General features: G+C 56.9%; 22 protein-coding genes. 18 read left to right on the top strand and 4 right to left on the bottom strand.

Features of this window, described 5'->3' with window-relative positions; translation table 11 throughout:
• Window positions 1-96 precede the first annotated feature (96 nt).
• Window positions 97-834 (top strand): tRNA(1)(Val) (adenine(37)-N(6))-methyltransferase TrmN, encoded by a 738-nt coding sequence (gene trmN, locus M8318_RS14685; RefSeq protein ID WP_166183402.1) that lies wholly within the window; start codon window positions 97-99, stop codon window positions 832-834.
• Here the strand turns inward: trmN and nadB are convergent.
• Window positions 819-2,438: an L-aspartate oxidase gene (gene nadB / locus M8318_RS14690; RefSeq protein ID WP_262663344.1), complete on the bottom strand. Its 1,620-nt coding sequence runs from the start codon at window positions 2,436-2,438 to the stop codon at window positions 819-821. The genes trmN and nadB overlap by 16 nt on opposite strands.
• A 348-nt stretch (window positions 2,439-2,786) precedes the next feature.
• Here nadB and rseD point away from each other — a divergent pair, with 348 nt between their 5' ends.
• The 12 genes from rseD (at window position 2,787) to acpS (ending at window position 12,183) form a co-directional block, all read left to right on the top strand.
• Window positions 2,787-2,864, top strand: coding sequence for a rpoE leader peptide RseD (gene rseD / locus M8318_RS14695; protein WP_223263911.1), 78 nt, complete (start codon window positions 2,787-2,789; stop codon window positions 2,862-2,864).
• On the top strand, window positions 2,861-3,436 hold the full coding sequence (gene rpoE, locus M8318_RS14700) for an RNA polymerase sigma factor RpoE (RefSeq protein ID WP_032613187.1): 576 nt from the start codon (window positions 2,861-2,863) through the stop codon (window positions 3,434-3,436). Before rseD ends, rpoE begins: the two co-directional genes overlap by 4 nt.
• 31 nt (window positions 3,437-3,467) lie before the next feature.
• Window positions 3,468-4,118 (top strand): anti-sigma-E factor RseA, encoded by a 651-nt coding sequence (gene rseA, locus M8318_RS14705; RefSeq protein WP_106994557.1) that lies wholly within the window; start codon window positions 3,468-3,470, stop codon window positions 4,116-4,118.
• Window positions 4,118-5,071: a sigma-E factor regulatory protein RseB gene (gene rseB, locus M8318_RS14710; protein WP_262663345.1), complete on the top strand. Its 954-nt coding sequence runs from the start codon at window positions 4,118-4,120 to the stop codon at window positions 5,069-5,071. Before rseA ends, rseB begins: the two co-directional genes overlap by 1 nt.
• Window positions 5,068-5,544 carry a SoxR-reducing system protein RseC gene (rseC, locus tag M8318_RS14715; RefSeq protein WP_106994559.1) on the top strand — a complete coding sequence of 159 codons (477 nt, stop codon included), beginning with the start codon at window positions 5,068-5,070 and terminating at the stop codon, window positions 5,542-5,544. Before rseB ends, rseC begins: the two co-directional genes overlap by 4 nt.
• 183 nt (window positions 5,545-5,727) lie before the next feature.
• Window positions 5,728-7,527 carry a translation elongation factor 4 gene (gene lepA / locus M8318_RS14720; protein ID WP_262663346.1) on the top strand — a complete coding sequence of 600 codons (1,800 nt, stop codon included), beginning with the start codon at window positions 5,728-5,730 and terminating at the stop codon, window positions 7,525-7,527.
• A 17-nt stretch (window positions 7,528-7,544) separates the two neighbouring features.
• A complete protein-coding gene (lepB, locus tag M8318_RS14725; RefSeq protein ID WP_106994561.1) occupies window positions 7,545-8,519 on the top strand; it encodes a signal peptidase I in 975 nt (324 codons plus the stop codon).
• Between the two features lie 223 nt (window positions 8,520-8,742).
• Entirely contained in the window at window positions 8,743-9,423 is a 681-nt protein-coding gene (gene rnc / locus M8318_RS14730) for a ribonuclease III (RefSeq protein WP_106994562.1), read from the top strand.
• The gene (gene era / locus M8318_RS14735; protein ID WP_106994563.1) at window positions 9,420-10,325 is read left to right on the top strand and encodes a GTPase Era; all 906 of its coding nucleotides are present in this window, start codon (window positions 9,420-9,422) and stop codon (window positions 10,323-10,325) included. Before rnc ends, era begins: the two co-directional genes overlap by 4 nt.
• Window positions 10,326-10,336: 11 nt before the next feature.
• Window positions 10,337-11,044 carry a DNA repair protein RecO gene (gene recO, locus M8318_RS14740; protein WP_106994564.1) on the top strand — a complete coding sequence of 236 codons (708 nt, stop codon included), beginning with the start codon at window positions 10,337-10,339 and terminating at the stop codon, window positions 11,042-11,044.
• 27 nt (window positions 11,045-11,071) lie between these two features.
• Window positions 11,072-11,803 (top strand): pyridoxine 5'-phosphate synthase, encoded by a 732-nt coding sequence (gene pdxJ / locus M8318_RS14745; protein WP_262663347.1) that lies wholly within the window; start codon window positions 11,072-11,074, stop codon window positions 11,801-11,803.
• Window positions 11,803-12,183 carry a holo-ACP synthase gene (acpS, locus tag M8318_RS14750; RefSeq protein ID WP_106994566.1) on the top strand — a complete coding sequence of 127 codons (381 nt, stop codon included), beginning with the start codon at window positions 11,803-11,805 and terminating at the stop codon, window positions 12,181-12,183. Before pdxJ ends, acpS begins: the two co-directional genes overlap by 1 nt.
• Here acpS and M8318_RS14755 read toward each other — a convergent pair.
• Window positions 12,180-12,440, bottom strand: coding sequence for a YfhL family 4Fe-4S dicluster ferredoxin (locus tag M8318_RS14755; protein WP_106994567.1), 261 nt, complete (start codon window positions 12,438-12,440; stop codon window positions 12,180-12,182). The two genes, acpS and M8318_RS14755, sit on opposite strands and share 4 nt — an antisense overlap.
• A gap of 56 nt (window positions 12,441-12,496) precedes the next feature.
• Window positions 12,497-13,345 (bottom strand): MurR/RpiR family transcriptional regulator, encoded by an 849-nt coding sequence (locus tag M8318_RS14760; protein ID WP_166183391.1) that lies wholly within the window; start codon window positions 13,343-13,345, stop codon window positions 12,497-12,499.
• Window positions 13,346-13,463: 118 nt separating this feature from the next.
• Here M8318_RS14760 and murQ point away from each other — a divergent pair, with 118 nt between their 5' ends.
• From murQ to tadA, 4 genes are read left to right on the top strand one after another with little or no spacing between them, the layout of a single operon-like run.
• Complete coding sequence (gene murQ / locus M8318_RS14765) at window positions 13,464-14,357, top strand: N-acetylmuramic acid 6-phosphate etherase (RefSeq protein WP_166183389.1); 894 nt, start codon at window positions 13,464-13,466, stop codon at window positions 14,355-14,357.
• A gap of 10 nt (window positions 14,358-14,367) precedes the next feature.
• Entirely contained in the window at window positions 14,368-15,720 is a 1,353-nt protein-coding gene (locus M8318_RS14770) for a PTS transporter subunit EIIC (RefSeq protein ID WP_262663348.1), read from the top strand.
• Window positions 15,721-15,723: 3 nt separating this feature from the next.
• Entirely contained in the window at window positions 15,724-16,359 is a 636-nt protein-coding gene (gene yfhb / locus M8318_RS14775; protein ID WP_106994571.1) for a phosphatidylglycerophosphatase C, read from the top strand.
• A gap of 30 nt (window positions 16,360-16,389) precedes the next feature.
• Window positions 16,390-16,929 carry a tRNA adenosine(34) deaminase TadA gene (gene tadA, locus M8318_RS14780; RefSeq protein WP_262663349.1) on the top strand — a complete coding sequence of 180 codons (540 nt, stop codon included), beginning with the start codon at window positions 16,390-16,392 and terminating at the stop codon, window positions 16,927-16,929.
• On the opposite strand, the gene mltF is transcribed toward tadA, so the two are convergent.
• Window positions 16,811-18,367 (bottom strand): membrane-bound lytic murein transglycosylase MltF, encoded by a 1,557-nt coding sequence (mltF, locus tag M8318_RS14785; protein WP_262663350.1) that lies wholly within the window; start codon window positions 18,365-18,367, stop codon window positions 16,811-16,813. The genes tadA and mltF overlap by 119 nt on opposite strands.
• Before the next feature lie 267 nt (window positions 18,368-18,634).
• Between mltF and purL the strand changes: the two genes are divergently transcribed.
• A complete protein-coding gene (gene purL / locus M8318_RS14790; protein ID WP_262663351.1) occupies window positions 18,635-22,522 on the top strand; it encodes a phosphoribosylformylglycinamidine synthase in 3,888 nt (1,295 codons plus the stop codon).
• Window positions 22,523-22,942: the final 420 nt, after the last annotated feature.

Here is a 22,942-nt window from a genome sequence, read left to right on the forward strand (position 1 = left end):
ATGGCTGCGATCTTCATCTGTTTGTGTGGATATCCCTTTTCCGTCGTTACGCTTTCCCCTATGCTACACCCGTTTCATTTTGAAGGTTGCTCTGACATGTCTCAACTCAAAGCGCAGTTGCGCCGCGATGGTTTTACCTTTAAGCAGTTCTTTGTCGCGCACGATCGCTGTGCGATGAAAGTCGGCACTGATGGCATTTTACTGGGAGCATGGGCACCGGTAGCGGGCGTTAAACGTATCCTCGATATTGGCAGCGGCAGCGGATTATTAGCGCTGATGCTGGCTCAGCGTACCGGGGAGTCTGTTACCCTGGATGCGGTTGAGCTGGATCCACAGGCGGCCGAACAGGCGGCGGAAAACGTGGCTGAATCACCCTGGGCTGCTCGTATCACTCTCCATTGTGCGGATGTACTTACCTGGGCGCCAGAGCAAACGGCTCGCTATGACTTAATTGTCAGCAATCCTCCTTATTATGAACCCGGCGTCGGGTGCGCAACGCCCGAGCGCGATCAAGCTCGTTCAACCGGCTCCCTCGATCACGGCGCGCTGTTAGCCTGTGCGGCGGCGTTGATCACCGAAGAGGGCTTTTTCTGCGTGGTATTACCGGAAAGCGCGGGCAGTACGCTTATTAATAATGCCCTGGAGATGGGGTGGTATTTGCGCCTGCGCACCGATATTGCTGACACGGATGGCAGACTGCCGCACCGGGTGCTGGTGGCGCTGTCGCCGAAAGAAGGGGAGTGCTTCAGCGACAGGATGGTGATCCGTGGGCCGGATCAGCGTTATTCCGAAGATTACACGGCGCTGACCCACCCGTTCTATCTGTTTATGTAAGCCAGCGGCGAGAGCACCGACGGCCCGGAATGCTCAAGCTGTTCCGGGTAGTCGAGCGTGTAATGCAGGCCGCGGCTCTCTTTACGCATCATTGCGCAGCGCACAATTAACTCCGCCACCTGAACCAGATTACGTAACTCCAGCAAATTGTTCGATACGCGGAAGTGGGCGTAATACTCGTCAATCTCCTGCTGTAGCATTGTAATGCGGCGCAGGGCACGCTCCAGTCGCTTGGTAGTGCGCACAATCCCGACGTAATCCCACATAAAGAGGCGTAGCTCGTGCCAGTTATGCTGGATCACCACCAGTTCATCCGGGTTTTCCACGCGACTCTCATCCCAGGCAGGCAGGTTTTCCGCCTGGCGGGCATAAGGCATACGCTTGGTGATATCTTCCGCCGCCGACCAGCCATAGACCAGGCACTCCAGCAGAGAGTTAGATGCCATACGGTTGGCGCCATGCAGACCGGTATAACTCACTTCGCCGATGGCATACAGACCGTCGACATCGGTCCGGCCATGATCGTCCACCATCACCCCGCCACAGGTATAGTGCGCCGCGGGCACCACCGGCATCGGCTCTTTGGTGATGTCGATGCCTAAGCCCAACAGTTTTTCATAGATGGTGGGGAAATGCTGACGCACAAACTCTTCGGGCTTGTGGCTGATATCCAGATACATGCAGTCCACGCCCAGGCGTTTCATTTCATGATCGATAGCGCGGGCTACGACATCACGTGGGGCCAGCTCGCCTCGCTCGTCGAAGTCCGGCATAAAGCGCGTGCCGTCAGGACGTTTCAGGTGCGCACCTTCACCGCGCAGGGCTTCGGTTAGCAGGAAGTTGCGGGCCTGCGGATGGAATAACGCGGTGGGGTGAAACTGGTTAAATTCCAGATTGGCCACGCGGCAACCTGCACGCCAGGCCATGGCAATCCCGTCGCCTGAGGAGATATCCGGGTTAGTGGTGTACTGATACACCTTAGAGGCACCGCCCGTTGCCAACACTACTGATTTGGCGCGGCAGGTTTCTACCGTCTCTTTATTCCGGTTCCAGACCCAGGCACCCACGACGCGTCGCGTGCCCGGCAGGCCAATCTTGTCGGAAATGATCAGATCCACCGCATTGCTGCGTTCCAGCACCTGGATATTCGGATGGCTCAACGCCTGGCTCACCAGCGTCGTTTCCACCTCTTTACCGGTAGCATCCGCAGCATGCAGGATACGGCGATGACTATGGCCACCTTCCCGGGTCAGGTGATAACTCTCTTCCCCGTTGGGCTGCACATGCGTATCAAACAACACCCCCTGATCGATAAGCCACTGCACACAGTGACGGGCATTGCTGGCGACAAACTCCGCGGCGTGTTTATCCACGATACCGCCACCGGCAATCAGGGTATCCTCCACATGCGAGTCGATACTGTCTGTTTCATCAAACACAGCGGCAATCCCGCCCTGTGCATAGAAGGTGGAGCCTTCGCTGATGGGGCCTTTGCTGAGGACTATCACTTTCTGGTGTGAGGCAAGTCGCAGCGCCAGTGAAAGGCCAGCGGCACCGCTGCCGATAATCAGTACGTCACAGGAGAGTTCAGAAATTGCGTTCATGATGTGTGTTTAATTTACTAAACATTGTTTGGCCAGCATAGCACCCGAATGCGATAAATCGCACGTTTTTTTTAAGCTGGGTTGCAATGGCTAAACAGGGCGTCTGGCGCGAACAGACACAAAAAGAGCGAAAATATTTTGCGAAGCAGATCGTTAGCTTCAGATTTTGTGGTGAAATAAAGCCCGTCTTGCGGTACCCTGCAAGCGGTAAAGTGCCAATTCTTATCAGAAACTGGGTGCGTTTCAGTATCAGACTTATAATGATAGAAAATGAACAGTCTGCGACGCGATTAACAAAAACAAAGGCGTGACGGAACTTTTCGAAAAAAAGACCCTCAAAGCAACTGCTTGCTCACAGTGCAGTGTTTGGAGTGGCGTTTCGATAACGCGTGGATTTTAGGTTTGGGGAGACATTACCTCGGATGAGCGAGCAGTTAACGGACCAGATTCTGGTTGAACGGGTCCAGAAGGGAGATCAGAAAGCCTTTAACTTACTGGTGGTGCGCTACCAGCATAAAGTGGCGAGTCTGGTATCCCGCTATGTACCCTCAGGGGATGTTCCTGATGTGGTGCAAGAATCTTTTATTAAGGCCTATCGCGCGCTGGAATCTTTCCGGGGAGATAGTGCTTTTTATACCTGGCTGTATCGTATTGCAGTCAATACTGCCAAGAACTACCTCGTCGCTCAGGGCCGTCGTCCGCCTTCAAGCGATGTTGACGCCATCGACGCAGAAAACTTTGAAAGCGGCGGCGCGTTAAAAGAAATTTCGAACCCTGAGAACTTAATGTTGTCAGAAGAACTGAGACAAATAGTTTTTCGCACCATCGAGTCGCTCCCGGAAGATTTACGCATGGCAATTACGTTGCGGGAGTTAGATGGCCTGAGCTATGAAGAGATAGCCGCTATCATGGATTGCCCGGTCGGTACGGTTCGCTCACGAATTTTTCGTGCGCGAGAAGCTATTGATAATAAAGTTCAACCGCTAATCAGGCGTTGACGATAGCGGGATACTGGAAAAGGTATTAGGCATGCAGAAAGAACAACTTTCCGCTTTAATGGATGGTGAGACGCTGGACAGTGAGATGCTCAACGAGCTCTCTCGCTCTCCTGAGATGCAAAAAACCTGGGAGAGTTATCATCTCATCCGCGATACCTTGCGCGGTGATACCAGCGACGTCCTCCATTTCGATATCTCAGCTCGCGTAATGGCTGCCATCGAGAATGAACCTGTTTCTCAGGCCACTCCGCTGATTCCTGAAGCCCAACCGGCACCGCACCTGTGGCAGAAGATGCCTTTCTGGAACAAAGTGCGCCCCTGGGCGAGTCAACTGACGCAAATGGGCGTCGCTGCGTGCGTATCGCTTGCAGTTATCGTTGGCGTCCAGCAGTATAACAATCAATCTGAAGTGAGCCAGCAACCAGAAGCGCCAGTGTTTAACACACTGCCGATGATGGGCAAAGCCAGCCCGGTAAGCCTGGGTATTCCTTCTGATGCATCGGCAGGCGCCGGTCAGCAGCAGCAGGTACAAGAGCAACGCCGTCGCATTAATGCGATGTTGCAGGACTACGAATTGCAGCGCCGTCTGCATTCTGAACAACTTCAGTTTGAGCAGGCGCAAACCCAGCAGGCTGCTGTGCAAGTGCCTGGAAACCAAACTTTAGGAACGCAATCGCAGTAATGAAGCAACTTTGGTGCGCCATGTCTCTGATGGCGGGTAGCCTGTTGTTCACTGTCAACGCCTCGGCTGATGTATCGTCCGGGGCGTTGTTACAGCAAATGAACCAGGCCAGCCAGTCACTCAACTATGAGCTGGCTTTTATCAGTATCAATAAGCAGGGTGTAGAGTCGTTACGCTATCGCCATGCCCGACTTGATAAACAGCCGCTTGCCCAGCTTTTGCAGATGGACGGTCCGCGCCGCGAAGTCGTGCAGCGTGGCAAAGAAATCAGCTATTTTGAGCCGGGTCTTGAACCCTTTACGCTGAACGGCGATTACATCGTTGATTCGCTGCCTTCGCTCATCTATACCGACTTCAAACGGCTTGCCCCTTACTACGATTTTATCGCCGTAGGTCGTACCCGCATCGCCGATCGGCTATGTGAAGTCCTGCGTGTGGTTGCAAGGGATGGAACGCGTTACAGCTATATCGTCTGGATGGATGCGGAAACAAAATTACCCATGCGGGTCGATCTGCTGGATCGTGATGGCGAGACGCTGGAGCAGTTCCGGGTGATCTCCTTTACCATTGACGATCAGGTCGGCAACAGCATGCAGAATCTGGCAAAAGCCAACCTGCCGCCGCTGCTCTCTGTGCCGGCAGGCGATCCCATCAAGTTTAACTGGGCACCGGACTGGATCCCTCAGGGCTTTAGTGAAGTGTCCAGCAGCCGACGTCAACTGCCGACGATTGATACCGCGGTTGAATCCCGTCTTTACTCCGACGGCCTGTTCAGCTTCTCGGTTAACGTCAATCGGGCAACACCGGTCAGCGCCGATCAGATGTTGCGTACCGGACGCCGCACCGTGAGTACCAGCGTGCGTGATAACGCCGAGATCACCGTGGTGGGCGAACTGCCGCCGCAGACGGCGAAACGCATCGCCGACAGCATTAAATTCAGGGCCGGACAATGATCAAAGAGTGGGCAACTGTCGTTTCATGGCACGAGGGCGTTGCGCTGGTTCACTGTGACGTTAAAGCGTCCTGTAACAGCTGCGCCTCCCGCGCCGGTTGCGGAAGCCGGGTGCTGAACAAACTCGGGCCGCAAACATCACATACCATTAGCGTGCCCAGCACAGAGCCGCTGGTGACAGGTCAAAAAGTCGAGTTAGGGATCGCCGAAGGCAGCCTGCTCGGCTCGGCGATGCTGGTCTATCTCTCTCCGCTGGTGGGGCTGTTTGCCCTGGGCGGTCTATTCCAGGTGCTGTTTGGTACCGATCCTGCCGCGATGTGCGGTGCAGCCCTGGGGGGCGTGGGTGGCTTTTTACTTGCCCGCGGCTTTTCATCCAGGCTTGCCGTGCGCGAGGAGTGGCAGCCCGTTATTCTCAGCGTCGGCTTGCCCCCCGATCAACTTCGTGTCGAAATGCTCTCTTCTGAAGCCCGGTAATGTCACCGGGCTTTGTTTATTTACATCTCATAAAAGAAAACGCTGGATCTTAGCGCTAAGCTTGCTGGAAGAGCATTTCCCGGTGAAGGAGATGTAGTGTAGAATGCTGCGTTTTCGCACTGAAAAACGTCAGGCTATGAACAGCGGCCTCCAGGAATTCGTAAGGCATAATTATTTAACTATATGAAGAACATACGTAACTTTTCGATCATTGCTCACATTGACCACGGTAAGTCGACGCTGTCTGACCGTATTATCCAGATTTGCGGTGGCCTGTCTGATCGTGAAATGGAAGCCCAGGTTCTGGACTCCATGGACCTGGAACGCGAACGCGGTATCACCATTAAAGCGCAGAGCGTCACGCTCGATTATAAAGCCGCTGATGGTGAAACCTACCAACTCAACTTTATCGACACCCCAGGCCACGTTGACTTCTCCTATGAAGTATCCCGTTCGCTGGCGGCCTGTGAAGGCGCGCTGCTGGTGGTTGATGCCGGGCAGGGCGTAGAAGCCCAGACCCTGGCCAACTGCTATACCGCGATGGAAATGGATCTTGAAGTGGTGCCGGTTCTGAACAAAATCGACCTGCCAGCCGCCGATCCTGAGCGCGTAGCGGAAGAGATTGAAGATATCGTCGGTATCGACGCCACGGACGCAGTGCGCTGTTCGGCAAAAACCGGTGTCGGCGTTCCCGATGTGCTGGAACGTCTGGTGCGTGACATCCCGGCCCCGGAAGGTGACGCTGATGCGCCACTGCAGGCGCTGATCATCGACTCCTGGTTCGATAACTATCTCGGCGTTGTCTCGCTGGTGCGTATCAAAAACGGCACTATGCGCAAAGGCGACAAGATTAAAGTGATGAGCACCGGACAGGTTTATAACGCTGACCGTCTGGGGATCTTCACGCCAAAACAGGTTGACCGTACCGAGCTGAAATGCGGCGAGGTAGGCTGGCTGGTGTGCGCCATTAAAGACATTCTCGGCGCACCCGTAGGCGATACCCTGACCCAGGCGCGTAACCCGGCAGATAAAGCGCTGCCAGGCTTCAAAAAGGTGAAACCGCAGGTTTACGCGGGTCTGTTCCCGGTCAGCTCCGACGATTACGAGAACTTCCGTGACGCGCTCGGCAAGCTAAGCCTGAACGATGCCTCCCTGTTCTATGAGCCAGAAAGCTCAACGGCGCTGGGCTTCGGCTTCCGCTGTGGCTTCCTCGGCCTGCTGCACATGGAGATCATCCAGGAGCGTCTGGAGCGTGAATACGATCTGGACCTGATCACCACCGCCCCGACGGTAGTCTACGAAGTAGAAACCACTTCGAAAGAAGTTATCTACGTCGACAGCCCATCCAAGCTGCCGCCGCTGAATAATATTCATGAGCTGCGCGAGCCGATCGCGGAGTGTCACATGCTGCTGCCGCAGGAGTTCCTGGGTAACGTCATCACGCTGTGTATCGAAAAACGCGGCGTGCAGACCAACATGGTTTACCACGGTAACCAGGTTGCGCTGACCTATGAAATCCCGATGGCAGAAGTGGTGCTCGACTTCTTCGACCGTCTGAAGTCCACCTCCCGCGGTTATGCGTCGCTGGATTACAACTTCAAACGCTTCCAGGCCTCTAACATGGTGCGTGTGGACGTGCTGATCAACAGCGAGCGCGTTGATGCGCTGGCGCTGATCACCCACAACGACAATGCCCCGTACCGTGGTCGCGAGCTGGTCGAGAAGATGAAAGAGCTCATCCCACGCCAGCAGTTCGACATTGCAATTCAGGCGGCCATTGGCAACCACATCATCGCCCGTGCGACGGTGAAACAGTTGCGTAAAAACGTTCTGGCAAAATGCTATGGCGGTGACGTCAGCCGTAAGAAAAAGCTGCTCCAGAAGCAGAAAGAAGGTAAGAAGCGTATGAAGCAGGTCGGTAACGTCGAGCTGCCGCAGGAAGCGTTCCTCGCCATTCTGCACGTGGGTAAAGACGGAAAATAATCCTATAAGGAGTTGGCATGGCGAACATGTTTGCCCTGATCCTGGTGATTGCCACCCTGGTGACGGGGCTGTTGTGGTGTCTGGATAAGTTTATCTTTGCCCCAAAACGCCGCGAACGTCAGGCCGCCGCACAGGCGGCCACGGGCGACCAGTTAGAGGCGAAAACCCTGAAAAAAGTCAGCCCGAAGCCGGGCTGGCTGGAAACCGGCGCTTCCGTCTTTCCGGTGCTGGCGATTGTGCTGGTGGTGCGTTCGTTTATCTATGAACCTTTTCAGATCCCATCCGGTTCGATGATGCCAACGCTGCTGATCGGTGATTTTATTCTGGTGGAAAAGTTTGCCTACGGCATTAAAGATCCGATTTACCAGAAGACGCTGATCGAAACCGGTCATCCGAAACGTGGCGATATCGTGGTGTTTAAATATCCGGACGATCCGCGTCTGGATTACATCAAGCGCACCGTCGGCGTACCGGGCGATAAGGTGACGTATAATCCGGTCTCGAAAGAGGTGACGGTTCAGCCAGGCTGCAGTTCCGGTACGGCGTGCGGAAGCGCGCTGGCGGTAACCTACTCCGGCGTTGAGCCAAGTGATTTCGTGCAGACGTTTGCCCGTCGCAACGGCGGCGAAGCCACCAGCGGGTTCTTCCAGCTGCCGAAAGGCGAGACCAAAGAGAACGGTATTCGTCTGAACGAGCGTAAAGAGACGCTGGGTGATGTTACGCACCGTATCCTGACCGTCTCCATCGCTCAGGATCAACTGGGGATGTACTATCAGCAGCAGGGGCAGCAGCTGGCGACCTGGATTGTGCCACCGGGACATTACTTCATGATGGGTGATAACCGCGACAACAGCGCGGACAGCCGTTATTGGGGCTTTGTGCCGGAAGCGAATCTGGTCGGCAAAGCGACCACCATCTGGATGAGCTTTGAGAAACAGGAAGGTGAATGGCCAACCGGCGTACGGTTAAATCGTATTGGCGGCATCCATTAATTCCTGATAAATGAGCACGTAGTCTCTTTAATCAGAGGCTACGTGAATTATTTAAGTGATAAATCTCTTCTGGCTAACGACAACCCCTGTCGTTGCGTATAGAATATTCCCCCGAAGTTTAAGGTTGGCGCTGATTCAGTGCCACGGCACACGAAACCGCGTTGGCTCCCTCAGGACGGTTTCGTGTGCTGCATTTTTGACGCATTTATTCTATTGGTATCGCATGAACCCCATCGTAATTAATCGGCTTCAACGGAAGCTGGGCTACACTTTTCAGCATCAGGAGTTGTTGCAACAGGCATTAACCCATCGCAGTGCCAGCAGCAAACACAACGAGCGACTCGAATTTCTGGGCGACTCCATTTTAAGTTTTGTTATTGCGAATGCGCTTTATCATCGTTTCCCGCGTGTGGACGAAGGTGATATGAGCCGCATGCGCGCAACGCTGGTACGTGGCAATACGCTCGCCGAAATTGCCCGTGAGTTTGAACTGGGTGAGTGCCTGCGACTCGGGCCTGGCGAGCTGAAAAGCGGCGGCTTCCGTCGTGAATCTATTCTCGCGGATACCGTCGAAGCGTTAATCGGTGGTGTTTTTCTCGACAGCGACATCCAGAAGGTTGAGCAGCTGATCCTGAACTGGTATCAGTCGCGCCTGGATGAAATCAGCCCGGGTGATAAACAGAAAGATCCAAAAACCCGTTTGCAGGAGTATTTGCAGGGTCGCCATCTGCCGCTGCCATCTTATCTGGTGGTGCAGGTTCGTGGCGAAGCACACGATCAGGAATTTACCATCCATTGCCAGGTCAGTGGCCTGAGTGAACCGGTGGTTGGCACAGGTTCAAGCCGTCGCAAGGCGGAACAGGCTGCCGCCGAACAGGCGTTAAAAATGCTGGAGCTGGAATGAGCGAAGAAAAGAGTTACTGCGGTTTTGTTGCCATCGTCGGACGTCCGAACGTAGGCAAATCAACCCTGCTGAATAATCTGCTGGGACAGAAGATTTCTATCACCTCCCGCAAGGCGCAGACCACCCGTCACCGTATCGTCGGGATCCATACCGAAGGAGCGTATCAGGCGATTTATGTTGATACCCCGGGTCTGCATATGGAAGAGAAACGCGCCATTAACCGTCTGATGAACAAGGCGGCGAGCAGCTCTATTGGTGATGTTGAGCTGGTGATTTTCGTGGTCGAAGGCACCCGCTGGACGCCGGACGACGAAATGGTGCTGAACAAGCTGCGCGACGGCAAAGTACCGGTGATCCTCGCGGTCAACAAAGTTGATAACGTGCAGGAAAAAGCCGATCTGCTGCCGCATCTGCAGTGGCTGGGTAGCCAGATGAACTTCCTCGATATCGTCCCGCTCTCTGCCGAGACCGGTCTGAACGTGGATACCATCGCGGGCATCGTACGTAAGCATCTGCCGGAAGCGATTCACCACTTCCCGGAAGATTACATCACTGACCGTTCTCAGCGCTTTATGGCGTCTGAAATCATCCGTGAAAAGCTGATGCGTTTCCTCGGCGCTGAACTGCCATACTCCGTGACCGTGGAAATCGAACGTTTCCAGACCAACGAGCGCGGCGGGTATGACATCAACGGGCTGATCCTCGTTGAGCGCGAAGGGCAGAAGAAGATGGTGATTGGCAACAAAGGCGCCAAGATCAAAACCATCGGTATCGAAGCCCGTAAGGACATGCAGGAGATGTTTGAAGCTCCGGTTCACCTGGAACTGTGGGTGAAAGTGAAATCTGGCTGGGCCGATGACGAGCGCGCGCTGCGTAGTCTTGGTTACGGCGACGACGTTTAAGTCACTAAAACGTGGATGGATGGCAAAGAGCCTTTGTCCTTCACAGCCGTCCGTGGAGCGAAACCAGCCTGATGCTGGACGTCTTCACGGAAGAGTCAGGCCGCGTGCGCCTTGTTGCCAAAGGCGCACGTTCCAAACGTTCTAATCTGAAGGGCGCGCTACAACCCTTCACACCGCTGCTGGTGCGCTTTGGCGGACGTGGGGAAGTCAAAACCCTGCGCAGTGCCGAAGCCGTCTCTCTGGCGCTCCCCCTCTCTGGTATTACGCTGTACAGCGGTCTGTATGTGAACGAGCTGATCACGCGCGTTCTTGAACATGAAACCCGCTTCTCCGAACTCTTTTTCGACTATTTGCACTGTCTGCAGGCGCTGGCGGGCGTTACCGGCTCGCCTGAACCAGTGCTGCGTCGCTTTGAGCTGGCGTTGCTCGGGCATCTGGGATACGGCGTCGATTTTCTGCACTGTGCGGGCAGCGGCGATCCGGTCGAAGACTCGATGACCTACCGCTATCGCGAAGAGAAGGGCTTTATCGCCAGCGTCGTTATCGACAACAGCACCTTCACCGGACGGGATCTGCGGGCGCTGGCGGAACGCGAGTTTCCCGATGTCAGCACCCTGCGGGCGGCAAAACGCTTTACCCGCATTGCGCTCAAGCCGTATCTTGGTGGCAAGCCCCTTAAGAGCCGCGAATTATTCCGGCAGTTTGTGCCGAAGCGTTAACGAATCAAAAGAAAACCGAGGATTGTCATGGCTGAATTACTGTTAGGCATCAACATTGACCACATTGCCACCCTGCGCAACGCGCGCGGGACGGCATATCCCGATCCGGTTCAGGCGGCATTCATTGCCGAGCAGGCGGGCGCCGATGGCATTACCGTGCATCTGCGCGAAGATCGTCGTCATATCACCGATCGTGACGTACGTGTCCTGCGTCAGACCCTGGATACCCGCATGAATCTTGAGATGGCCGTCACCGAAGAGATGCTGGCGATTGCCGTTGAGACCAAACCGCACTTCTGCTGCCTGGTGCCGGAAAAGCGTCAGGAAGTGACCACCGAGGGTGGGCTGGACGTGGCCGGTCAGTTCGATAAGATGCGTGACGCCTGCAAACGCCTGGCGGATGCCGGGATCCTGGTGTCGCTGTTTATCGATGCCGATGAAGCGCAGATTAAAGCCGCCGCCGACGTGGGCGCGCCGTTCATCGAGATCCATACCGGCTGTTACGCTGATGCCGAAGATGACGCTACCCGGGCGAAAGAGCTGGATCGTATCGCCAGAGCGGCCACCTATGCAGCGGGCCTCGGCCTGAAGGTCAATGCTGGCCACGGCCTGACCTACCATAACGTCAAAGCCATTGCTGCCATCCCGGAGATGCACGAGCTGAACATCGGCCATGCGATTATCGGTCGTGCAGTGATGAGCGGCCTGAAAGAGGCGGTGGCTGAGATGAAACGCCTGATGCTGGAAGCGCGTAAGTAATGGCCATCCTCGGCTTAGGCACGGATATCGTCGAGATTGACCGTATCGAAGCGGTGATTGCCCGTAGCGGCGATCGCCTTGCCCGCCGGGTGCTCAGCGATAACGAATGGGCCATCTGGAATACGCACCAGCAGCCGGTGCGTTTTCTGGCCAAACGTTTTGCGGTGAAGGAGGCGGCGGCAAAAGCCTTCGGCACCGGGATCCGCAACGGCCTGGCGTTTAATCAGTTCGAAGTGTTTAACGATGAATTGGGTAAACCGCGCCTCAGGCTGTGGGGCGAGGCGTTAACGCTGGCGGAAAAGCTGGGCGTGGCGCATATGCACGTCACGCTGGCGGATGAACGCCATTACGCCTGTGCCACGGTGATTATCGAAAGTTAAATCTTGTCCGCGTGGTGCATCAGGACAAACTTGTCCCAAAGCTGCTCTTCGGATTCAGAGTGTGCCGGATCCTTCAGGATGGTATTGGGGATAGGGCACACCTTCTGGCAGGTTGGCGTCTCGTAATGGCCAATGCATTCGGTGCAACGATCGCTGTTAATCTCATAAATGCTGTCCCCCATCGAAATCGCCTGGTTCGGGCATTCGGGTTCGCACATATCGCAATTGATGCATTTTTTGGTGATTAACAGCGCCATCAGGAAATTCTCAGAAACAACACAAACAGGGCGGGCATTATACGCTCATTCCCTGTTCAAACCAGTTTTTTTACCAGCGCCTCACTGTGGCGAATGCGTTCCGGAGCGCGCTCCAGATCCTGTTGAACCAGCGCCATAAACAGCAGGTCGGTCAGCAGCATCTGCGCGCTGGTGGAGGAGATAGCCGCGCTGCGGGTGGCCTGCTCTTCGGCAATGGTGTAAAGACAGCGGGTGGCCCGCTGCTGCAGCGCATTGGGGGTAAAGCCGGTGATAGCCAGAATTTTCCCACCTACGCGCAGGGTTTCATCGGCGGCAAGGTTAATCTCCCGACGTTCACCAGAATAGGAGATAGCCAGCAGCAGATCGTCAGGCGCCATCGCCTGCACGGTGGCCAGCAGGGCATGCATATCCTGTTCGACAATGGCGATCAGGCCGATCTTATTCAGCTTCCAGCCAAAATTGCGCGCCACCAGCCCGGACGCGCCGATCCCGGTGAGGATCACCCGCCGGGCCGCGTGCAGCATGGCGACGCTCTCCAGCAGTTTCTCTTCGCTGTTCACGTCCAGCGTGGCGTGCATCGCCGCAACCTTCTCCTTAATCAGCTTTTCGCCCACCAGGCGCATCGGATCGTCGCCGCGGATCTGGTTGTGTACCGGCATGGATTGCGGATTCGGGTTGCTGGCCAGGGCTTCACTCAGCGCCAGCTTCAGCGCCGGAAAACCTTTAAAGCCAATTTTTTGCGCGAATTTCACCACGCTGGACTGGCTCACGCCCGCCTCGCTTGCCAGCTGCTGGGAGCTTAAATGGCGGGCACGATCGGGCTGGGTAAGTAAAAAGTCCGCCAGTTTTTTATCGCTCTGGGCAAAACCCGCGTATCGCTGGCGGATACGAATTAAACAGTTCATAAAGACTCCTGGCGAAATGTGATGACTGCAGCAAATGCGAATTCTGCTCGCCTGAATGAATTTTATATTCCATTATAATGCGACTATTATGAATTAAAAATTCTTGAGGCACAAAAAAATGAATCTCGGCTCACTGGTATCAGAATCCCGCAATCCACAGACCCTGGATCTCGACGCGCTCTCCACGCTTGACCTGGTTAATCGCTTTAACCAACAGGATACGCTGGTCGCGCAGGCAGTGAAAGAGACATTACCCGAGGTAGCGAAAGCCGTGGATGCCGCCGCCGCCGCGCTGAAAGCGGGCGGGCGCATCATCTACATGGGGGCGGGCACCAGCGGACGACTTGGCGTGCTGGACGCCTCTGAATGCCCGCCAACCTTTGGCGTGCCGCATGGCCTGGTCATCGGCCTGATCGCCGGTGGTCCCGGGGCGCTGCTGAAAGCGGTGGAAGGGGCCGAGGACAGCAAACAGCTCGGCGAAGACGATCTTAAAGCTCTCAACCTGACCGCGCAGGACCTGGTGGTCGGGCTGGCAGCCTCCGGGCGCACGCCGTACGTGATTGGCGGCCTCGAGTACGCGAACCAGACCGGCTGCACTACCGTGGCAATCTCCTGTAACCCTGGCTCACCCATTGCCCAGGTCGCCGCGATCGCCATCTCGCCGGTTGTCGGCCCGGAGGCGTTGACCGGCTCCACCCGCCTGAAATCCGGCACCGCGCAAAAGCTGGTCCTGAACATGATCTCCACCGGAGCGATGGTGAAGTTTGGCAAGGTTTACCAGAACCTGATGGTGGACATGAAAGCCACCAACGTGAAGCTCATCGACCGGGCCTGCCGCATGGTGGTGGAAGCCACTGGCACCACCCGTGACGAGGCGGAAGAGGTATTGAAACAGACCGGGTATGACGTCAAACCGGCCATTCTGATGATCTTAAGCGGGCTGGATGCCGCAGCGGCGCGCGCCAGACTCGACGCGCATCAGGGATTCTTACGTGCGGCATTAGAAAACTAAAGAGGCGTACATGGAAAAAACAGCAGCCCTTGCCAGCGATATCCTTGCGGGTATTGGCGGGGAGAACAACATTCTGCGTCTGGAAAACTGCATGACGCGGGTGCGGGTGGAAGTTCAGGATGATGACAAGCTCGATCTGGCGCGGCTGAAAAAACTGCCCGGGGTCAGCGGCTACGTGAAGCAGGGGGAGCAGCATCAGCTGATCGTCGGCCCAGGCAAGGCTGCGCAGGTCGTGGACGCCATGCGCTCGTTGATGGGCGGGGCGGTGATGGACGACGCCGAGCGCACCAAAGCCCAGGTGAAAGCCAAATACAAAGCCCCGATGAGCGACGCGCTGCGCCAGCTGGCCAACGTCTTTATTCCGCTGATCCCGGCCTTTATTGCCTCGGGGCTGATCACCGGGATCATCAATATCCTGAAACGCCCGGACATTGTCGGCGACTTCGCAACCCACTATCCCAACCTGCTGGGGATTCTCGGCATTTTCGGCAGCGCGGTCTTTGCCATCATGAATATTCTGGTGGGGGTCAACACCGCCAAAGTGTTTGGCGGCTCGCTGGCAATGGGCGGGGTGATGGCGGGGATCCTTTCCAGCCCACAGCTGGCGCAAATCACTCTGTTTGGGGAAACGCTGCAGCCTGGGCGGGGTGGGGTGATCGCCGTGCTGCTGGTGGTGGTGTTGATGTGCTGGATCGAGAAACGGCTGCGCAACCTCCTGCCGGGCTCGCTGGAGCTGATCTTTAATCCGCTGCTGACGACCTTAATCACCGGCAGCGTGGCGATTATCGCCCTGCAACCGCTGGGTGGCGTGATCTCGGAATCCATCGCCCATGGCGCCTCCTGGGCTATCGATCGCGGTGGCTTCCTGGTGGGCGGGGTACTGTCGGGCACCTTCCTGCCGCTGGTGTTGACCGGCTTACATCAGGGCCTGGTGCCAATCCACGTTGAGCTGGTGCAGGCGCATGGTTACAACGCGCTGCTGCCTATTCTGGCAATGGCCGGTGTCGGGCAGATCGGCGCGGCAATTGCGGTGCTAATGAAAACCCGGAATGAACGCCTGAAAAAGGTAATCAAAGGGGCGCTGCCGGTCGGGCTGCTGGGGATTGGTGAACCGCTGATCTTCGGTGTTACTCTGCCGCTGGGCAAGCCGTTTATCGGTGCCTGTCTTGGTGGTGCGGTTGGTGGGGCGCTCATCAGTTACTGGAAAGTTGCGACCGTTATTACCTTCGGTATTTCTGGATTACCGCTGGCATTAACCATCGTGACCGGAAAAGTCATGCTCTATCTGTTAGGCTATCTGGTAGCGGTTATCGCCGGGTTCCTGTTTACCTGGCTGTTAGGGTTTACTGATCCAGAGGAGTAAGGTTTGGCCAATCACGAGCGTCGCGTAGTCTTTTTTGATCTGGACGGAACGCTACATCAGCAGGATATGTTCGGCACCTTTATGCGCTATTTACTGCGCCGACAACCCCTGAATGCCCTGCTCGTGTTGCCTCTGTTACCCATCATCGGCGGCGTGTTGCTGGTTAAAGGCCGCGCCGCCCGCTGGCCGATGAGCCTGCTGCTGTGGGGGTGCACCTTCGGCCACAGCGAAGCGCGTCTTAAACAGCTGGAGAAAGAGTTTGTCAGCTGGTTTCGCGGGCATGTCACCGCCTTCCCGGTGGTGCAGGAGCGGCTCACCAACTACCTCAACGCCAACGATGCTGACATCTGGCTGATTACCGGCTCGCCGCAGTCGCTGGTGGAGCAGGTCTATTTCGATACCCCCTGGCTGCCACGCGTCAACCTGATCGCCACCCAGATGGGGCGTGCATACGGCGGCTGGGTGCTGACCATGCGCTGCCTCGGCCACGAGAAGGTGGTGCAGCTGGAGAAGAAAATTGGTACCCCGCTGCGCCTCTACAGCGGCTACAGCGACAGCAAGCAGGATAACCCCCTCCTGTACTTCTGCCAGCACCGCTGGCGCGTCACGCCCCTTGGCGAACTTCAGCAACTGGAATGATTTTGTGATTATGCATAGCGGGTGTGTATAATGCGCCCGCTTTTCAGACTGGAGTATGCTGCGTTGTCCGACCTTGAACTTAATCATGAATACTGGATGCGCCATGCGCTCCAGCTTGCCAAACGCGCCTGGGAAGAGGGCGAAGTCCCGGTGGGCGCCGTGCTGGTCCACAATAACCAGGTGATTGGCGAAGGCTGGAACCGCCCGATTGGGCGTCACGATCCCACTGCCCATGCCGAAATTATGGCCCTGCGCCAGGGCGGTCTGGTGCTGCAAAACTACCGCCTGCTGGATACCACCCTCTATGTCACGCTCGAACCCTGCGTGATGTGCTCCGGCGCCATGATCCACAGCCGAATCGGCACGGTGGTGTATGGCGCGCGGGATGAAAAAACCGGGGCGGCAGGTTCGCTGCTGGATGTGCTCAGACATCCCGGCATGAACCATCAGGTCAACGTGATGGGCGGGGTGCTGGCACCAGCGTGTTCGGAGATGCTAAGTGAGTTCTTTCGAATGCGGCGTCAGCAGAAAAAGCAACAAAAGGCAGAATTGAAGTTATCGGGCGAGTAAGCTCATCCGGCGATACCACCGGATAACTTTGCGCCAGCTGCTGTGCCGCCTGCGCCTCTCTCTCTTTCTCCATCAGATACCCCACCAGGCTTATCTGGTATTTGCGGATATTCTCCACGTAGGCGTACGCCTCGTGCCCGCGCGCATAGCCATAGGTTAACTTGCTGTAATACGGCTTCAGGCTCAGCATCGGCAGGCGCTGTTTGACGTCTGCCCAGCTGTTGGGGTTGCCTTTGGTTTTAGCCGTCAGGGCGCGGGCATCGATCATATGGGCATACCCCATGTTGTAGGCTGCCAGCGCAAACCAGATCCGCTCCTCTTCCGGCACCGTCTCCGGCACCTTATCCATCATCGCCTGCAGATAGCGCGCCCCGCCGCTGATGCTCTGCTCGGCATCGGTTCGGTCAGTCAGGCCCAGGCTCTGGGCGGTGTTTTTGGTCAGCATCATCAGGCCGCGTACCCCGGTGGGTGAGGTGGCGAGGGCATCCCAGTGCGACTCCTGATAGGAGATAGCGGCCAGCAGGCGCCAGTCGATCTCCTGGGCGTACTTCTCAAACAGCGGCTGCAGATCCGGCAGGACATTATCCACCGCCCGCAGGAAGCTGCGGGTATCGACATAGTCAAAGTCATCCCCATGGCCGAGGTATTTCTCCTCCAGACGCGCCAGGGTGCCGTCCTCATTCATCCCGTTGAAGAAATCGAGCATCGCGGCAGAGAGCGTCTGGTCACCATCGAGCGGGCTGAACCAGGTGACGGGCTGCTCGTCAGTGACGTCCAGCGCCACTGCCAGTTCAGGATGAACACGCTGGAACAGGCTGATGGCTACCGAGTCAGCGATAGTGTAGGGCAGTTTGCCGTCGATGACCTGCTGCAGCAGCGCCGTAGTGCCGAGCCTCTCATCCACCGTCCAGTTGAGGTCAGGGTACTTCTTCTCTTTCAGCGCCCGCAGGTCGTCAATCACCACATGCCCCGGGGCGACGGTGAGCTGTTCAGCGCTTAGGCTGGCAAGGGTGCGCGGGCGCAGGCTGCCGACGCGATAGACCAGCTGCTGCGAGACGGAGTAATAGGTGGGGCCAGGCTGATAGTTCTTGCTGCGCTCGCTGTTATAGACCAGTCCGGCGGCCAGCATATCGGCCTTGCCATTATCCAGGTCGTCAAACAGCTGGCTGATGTTCTGGCGCACGGTGATCCTGAGCTTAACGCCCAGATAGTCAGCAAAGTGCTGAGCCAGCTCGTAGTCAAGGCCAATCGCTTTGTTGTTGATGGCGCTGTAGGTCAACGGCGAGGAGAGGGTACTGACGCGCAGCTCCCCCCGCGCCTGAATGGCGGCGATACGATTTTCGGCCTTGCCGAACCAGGGGATTGAAGGCCAAAGGGCCGCTGCCAGCAGCAAGGTTACGATGCCGATGAACAGATAATTAATCTTTAATTTTTTCAATAAGTTGATTCTATGCGCTGTCTATTATTCTGCTTTGTCGTCGCCACAGTAAAAACAAGTATTACCAAAGATTTCGCGGCATTTTGCGTAAAGTTACGCCACTTGGCAACTTATTAGCGGGATAGGCAACATCAATGGTTAAATGACGGCATCGATTTTATTACGACGCAAACGGTTTCGTCGGCGCTCAGGATCCACTATAATGGCGCCCGTTTTCCCCCTTGCGCACACTGTAAGCGCCTCCGGCGCTTCGAAGACGAGAGACTTATGATGGAAATTCTGCGTGGTTCGCCTGCACTGTCTGCCTTCCGTATCAACAAACTGCTGGCACGTTTTCAGGCGGCCGACCTTCCGGTAAGCAATATTTACGCTGAGTATGTCCATTTTGCTGACCTGAATGCTCCCTTAACGGCAGAGGATTTGGTCCGGCTTGAACGCCTGCTGAAGTATGGCCCAAGCCTGAGCAGCCATACCCCAAACGGTAAACTTCTGCTGGTTACGCCTCGTCCGGGCACCATCTCCCCCTGGTCTTCTAAAGCAACCGATATCGCCCGCAACTGTGGTCTGAGCCAGATTGACCGTCTGGAGCGCGGCGTGGCGTATTACGTTGAAGCCTCTACCCTGACTGACGCGCAGTGGGCCGTTGTGGCAACCGAACTGCACGACCGCATGATGGAGAGCGTGTTTGCCTCTCTGGACGACGCGCAGAAACTCTTCTCTCACCATCAGCCTGCGCCTGTCCAGAGCGTGGATCTGCTGGGTGAAGGCCGTCAGGCGCTGATTGACGCTAACCTGCGCTTAGGCCTGGCGCTGGCCGACGATGAAATCGACTACCTGCAGGACGCGTTCGTTAAGCTGAACCGCAATCCGAACGACATCGAACTCTATATGTTCGCCCAGGCTAACTCCGAGCACTGCCGCCACAAGATCTTCAACGCCGACTGGATTATCGACGGTGAGCAGCAGCCGAAGTCGCTGTTCAAAATGATCAAAAACACCATGGAAAAAACCCCAGACCACGTGCTGTCTGCTTATAAAGACAACGCCGCGGTCATGGAAGGTTCCGAGGTGGGCCGCTTCTTCGCCGATCGCGAAGCAGGGCGCTATGACTTCCATCAGGAGCCTGCGCATATCCTGATGAAGGTCGAAACCCACAACCACCCGACGGCGATCTCGCCGTGGCCGGGTGCGGCGACCGGTTCCGGCGGCGAAATCCGTGACGAAGGTGCCACCGGCCGTGGAGCAAAACCAAAAGCGGGTCTGGTGGGCTTCTCCGTCTCCAACCTGCGTATCCCGGGCTTTGAACAGCCATGGGAAGAGGACTTCGGTAAGCCGGAGCGCATTGTGACTGCGCTTGACATCATGACCGACGGCCCGCTGGGCGGCGCGGCGTTTAACAACGAATTTGGTCGTCCGGCCCTGAACGGTTATTTCCGTACCTACGAAGAGAAAGTGGAGAGCCACAACGGCGAAGAGCTGCGCGGCTACCACAAACCGATCATGCTGGCGGGTGGGATCGGCAACATCCGCGCCGATCACGTGCAGAAAGGCGAGATCGTGGTCGGTGCGAAGCTGATCGTACTCGGCGGTCCGGCGATGAACATCGGTTTGGGCGGCGGGGCGGCATCTTCTATGGCCTCCGGTCAGTCTGATGCGGATCTCGATTTTGCCTCCGTACAGCGCGACAACCCGGAGATGGAGCGCCGTTGCCAGGAAGTGATCGACCGCTGCTGGCAGTTGGGCGACGCCAACCCCATTCTGTTTATTCACGACGTCGGCGCGGGCGGTCTCTCCAACGCCATGCCGGAGCTGGTGAGCGACGGCAACCGCGGCGGTCGCTTCAACCTGCGTGACATCCTGAGTGATGAGCCAGGCATGAGCCCGCTGGAGATCTGGTGTAACGAATCCCAGGAGCGCTATGTGCTGGCGGTGGCCCCGGATCAGCTGCCGCTGTTCGATGAGCTGTGCCGCCGCGAGCGCGCCCCGTACGCGGTGATCGGTGAAGCCACCGAAGAGATGCACCTCTCCCTGAGCGATACCCATTTCGACAACCAGCCGATTGACCTGCCGCTGGACGTGCTGCTGGGCAAAACGCCGAAGATGACACGCGACGTACAGACCCGCAAAGCCAGCGGTAAAGCCCTCGACCTGCAGGGTGTGACCGTTGCCGAGGCGGTTAACCGCGTTCTGCATCTCCCGGCCGTGGCGGAGAAAACCTTCCTCGTCACCATCGGCGACCGCACCGTGACCGGCATGGTTGCCCGCGATCAGATGGTTGGCCCGTGGCAGGTACCGGTGGCGAACTGCGCGGTGACCACTGCCAGCCTCGACAGCTACTACGGTGAAGCGATGGCGCTGGGCGAACGCTCCCCGGTTGCCCTGCTGGACTTCGCCGCCTCTGCCCGTCTGGCGGTGGGTGAAGCGCTGACCAACATTGCTGCCACCCAGATTGGCGACATCAAACGCATCAAGCTCTCCGCCAACTGGATGGCCGCAGCGGGTCACCCGGGCGAAGACGCCGGGCTGTACGAAGCGGTGAAAGCGGTGGGTGAGGAGCTCTGTCCGGCGCTGGGTCTGACCATTCCGGTGGGTAAAGACTCCATGTCGATGAAAACCCGCTGGCAGGAAGGTGCCGAGCAGCGCGAGATGACCTCTCCGCTGTCGCTGGTGATCACCGCCTTTGCCCGCGTGGACGATGTGCGTCACACCATCACCCCGCAGCTTTCTACCGAAGATAACGCCCTGCTGCTGATCGATCTGGGCAAAGGGCATAATGCGCTGGGGGCCACCGCGCTGGCACAGGTTTACCGTCAGCTGGGCGACAAAGCGGCCGACGTGCGCGACGTGGCGCAGCTGAAAGGCTTCTACGACGCCATCCAGGCGCTGGTGGCACAACGCAAACTGCTGGCCTATCACGACCGTTCCGACGGTGGCCTGCTGGTCACCCTGGCGGAGATGGCCTTCACCGGCCACTGCGGCGTGGAAGCGAACATCGCCACGCTGGGCGACGATCGTCTGGCAGCGCTGTTTAATGAAGAGCTGGGTGCGGTGATTCAGGTACGTGCGGCCGACCGCGAGGCGGTTGACGTGCTGCTGACGCAACACGGCCTCGGCGACTGTGTGCACTATCTGGGTAAAGCGGTGACCGGGGATCGTTTTGTTATCGAATCCAACGGTCAGACCGTGTTTGCCGAAAGCCGCGCCACGCTGCGCATGTGGTGGGCAGAAACCACCTGGCAGATGCAGCGTCTGCGTGATAACCCGACGTGCGCCGATCAGGAGCACGAGGCGAAAGCCAATGATAACGATCCGGGCCTGAACGTGAAGCTCTCGTTCGACATCAACGAAGACGTTGCCGCGCCGTACATCGCGAGGGGCGCACGCCCGAAAGTGGCGGTTCTGCGCGAGCAGGGCGTTAACTCCCACGTGGAGATGGCGGCTGCCTTCCACCGCGCGGGCTTCGACGCTATCGACGTGCACATGAGCGACCTGCTGGCAGGCCGGACCGGTCTGGCTGATTTCCAGGCGCTGGTGGCGTGCGGCGGCTTCTCTTACGGTGACGTTCTTGGGGCAGGCGAGGGCTGGGCGAAATCCATTCTCTTCAACGACCGCGTCCGCGACGAGTTCGAAACCTTCTTCCACCGTCCGCAGACCCTGGCCCTGGGCGTCTGTAACGGCTGTCAGATGATGTCGAACCTGCGCGAGCTGATCCCGGGCAGCGAAGCCTGGCCGCGCTTTGTGCGTAACCAGTCCGACCGCTTCGAAGCGCGTTTCAGCCTGGTGGAAGTGACCCAGAGCCCGTCCCTGTTGCTGCAGGGAATGGTGGGATCGCAGATGCCAATCGCTGTCTCTCACGGTGAAGGGCAGGTGGAAGTGCGTAACGCCGCCCACCTGGCGGAGCTGGAGAGCAAAGGCCTGGTGGCGCTGCGCTTTGTCGATAACTTCGGTAAAGTCACGCAGACCTACCCGGCGAACCCGAACGGCTCAGCCAACGGGATCACCGCGGTGACCAGCGAAAGTGGCCGCGTTACGGTGATGATGCCGCACCCTGAGCGCGTGTTCCGCACCGTCAGCAACTCCTGGCACCCGGAGAACTGGGGCGAGGATAGCCCGTGGATGCGTATCTTCCGCAACGCGCGTAAGCAGTTGGGTTAAGTCCAAAACGGCAACCGAGGTTGCCGTTTTGGTTTTGTAGGCCGGGCAAACGCAGTGCCGCCCGGCAATTCCCCGCTGTCGCAAATATGCGACAACCCTCATATATTGATGTCGTCAATTGGAGACATTTAACCTGTTGATTTTTATAGAGTGCAGAATAACCCTGCAAGGGTGTTGCTAATAAGCGACAGATAGCCTGAAAATCATTCCATCCGAAATTACCGCTGGTATCTATAAAAAATCATATAAATTAATACTTTAAGATTTTTATTTGCATTCTGGCACATCTGTTGCATAATAATAACCAGTGGCTCATTCACCCTCTTATGTCAGCCCCTTCGGGACGCGCTACATAAACTTCGAATGACGCACAAAAAGGTGCCTGCCGTCCAACTACTGATCATAGCGTTGCTTTATCAG

This window comes from Leclercia tamurae (genome assembly GCF_025566055.1).
GTDB classification, from domain to species: domain Bacteria; phylum Pseudomonadota; class Gammaproteobacteria; order Enterobacterales; family Enterobacteriaceae; genus Enterobacter; species Enterobacter tamurae.

Bases quoted from the DNA above. Each gene is read 5' to 3' on its own strand.
- trmN (WP_166183402.1), top strand. From the start codon at position 97: ATGTCTCAACTCAAAGCGCAGTTGCGCCGCGATGGTTTTACCTTTAAG.
- nadB (WP_262663344.1), bottom strand. From the start codon at position 2,438: ATGAACGCAATTTCTGAACTCTCCTGTGACGTACTGATTATCGGCAGC.
- rpoE (WP_032613187.1), top strand. From the start codon at position 2,861: ATGAGCGAGCAGTTAACGGACCAGATTCTGGTTGAACGGGTCCAGAAG.
- rseA (WP_106994557.1), top strand. From the start codon at position 3,468: ATGCAGAAAGAACAACTTTCCGCTTTAATGGATGGTGAGACGCTGGAC.
- rseB (WP_262663345.1), top strand. From the start codon at position 4,118: ATGAAGCAACTTTGGTGCGCCATGTCTCTGATGGCGGGTAGCCTGTTG.
- rseC (WP_106994559.1), top strand. From the start codon at position 5,068: ATGATCAAAGAGTGGGCAACTGTCGTTTCATGGCACGAGGGCGTTGCG.
- lepA (WP_262663346.1), top strand. From the start codon at position 5,728: ATGAAGAACATACGTAACTTTTCGATCATTGCTCACATTGACCACGGT.
- lepB (WP_106994561.1), top strand. From the start codon at position 7,545: ATGGCGAACATGTTTGCCCTGATCCTGGTGATTGCCACCCTGGTGACG.
- rnc (WP_106994562.1), top strand. From the start codon at position 8,743: ATGAACCCCATCGTAATTAATCGGCTTCAACGGAAGCTGGGCTACACT.
- era (WP_106994563.1), top strand. From the start codon at position 9,420: ATGAGCGAAGAAAAGAGTTACTGCGGTTTTGTTGCCATCGTCGGACGT.
- pdxJ (WP_262663347.1), top strand. From the start codon at position 11,072: ATGGCTGAATTACTGTTAGGCATCAACATTGACCACATTGCCACCCTG.
- acpS (WP_106994566.1), top strand. From the start codon at position 11,803: ATGGCCATCCTCGGCTTAGGCACGGATATCGTCGAGATTGACCGTATC.
- M8318_RS14755 (WP_106994567.1), bottom strand. From the start codon at position 12,440: ATGGCGCTGTTAATCACCAAAAAATGCATCAATTGCGATATGTGCGAA.
- M8318_RS14760 (WP_166183391.1), bottom strand. From the start codon at position 13,345: ATGAACTGTTTAATTCGTATCCGCCAGCGATACGCGGGTTTTGCCCAG.
- murQ (WP_166183389.1), top strand. From the start codon at position 13,464: ATGAATCTCGGCTCACTGGTATCAGAATCCCGCAATCCACAGACCCTG.
- M8318_RS14770 (WP_262663348.1), top strand. From the start codon at position 14,368: ATGGAAAAAACAGCAGCCCTTGCCAGCGATATCCTTGCGGGTATTGGC.
- tadA (WP_262663349.1), top strand. From the start codon at position 16,390: ATGCGCCCGCTTTTCAGACTGGAGTATGCTGCGTTGTCCGACCTTGAA.
- purL (WP_262663351.1), top strand. From the start codon at position 18,635: ATGATGGAAATTCTGCGTGGTTCGCCTGCACTGTCTGCCTTCCGTATC.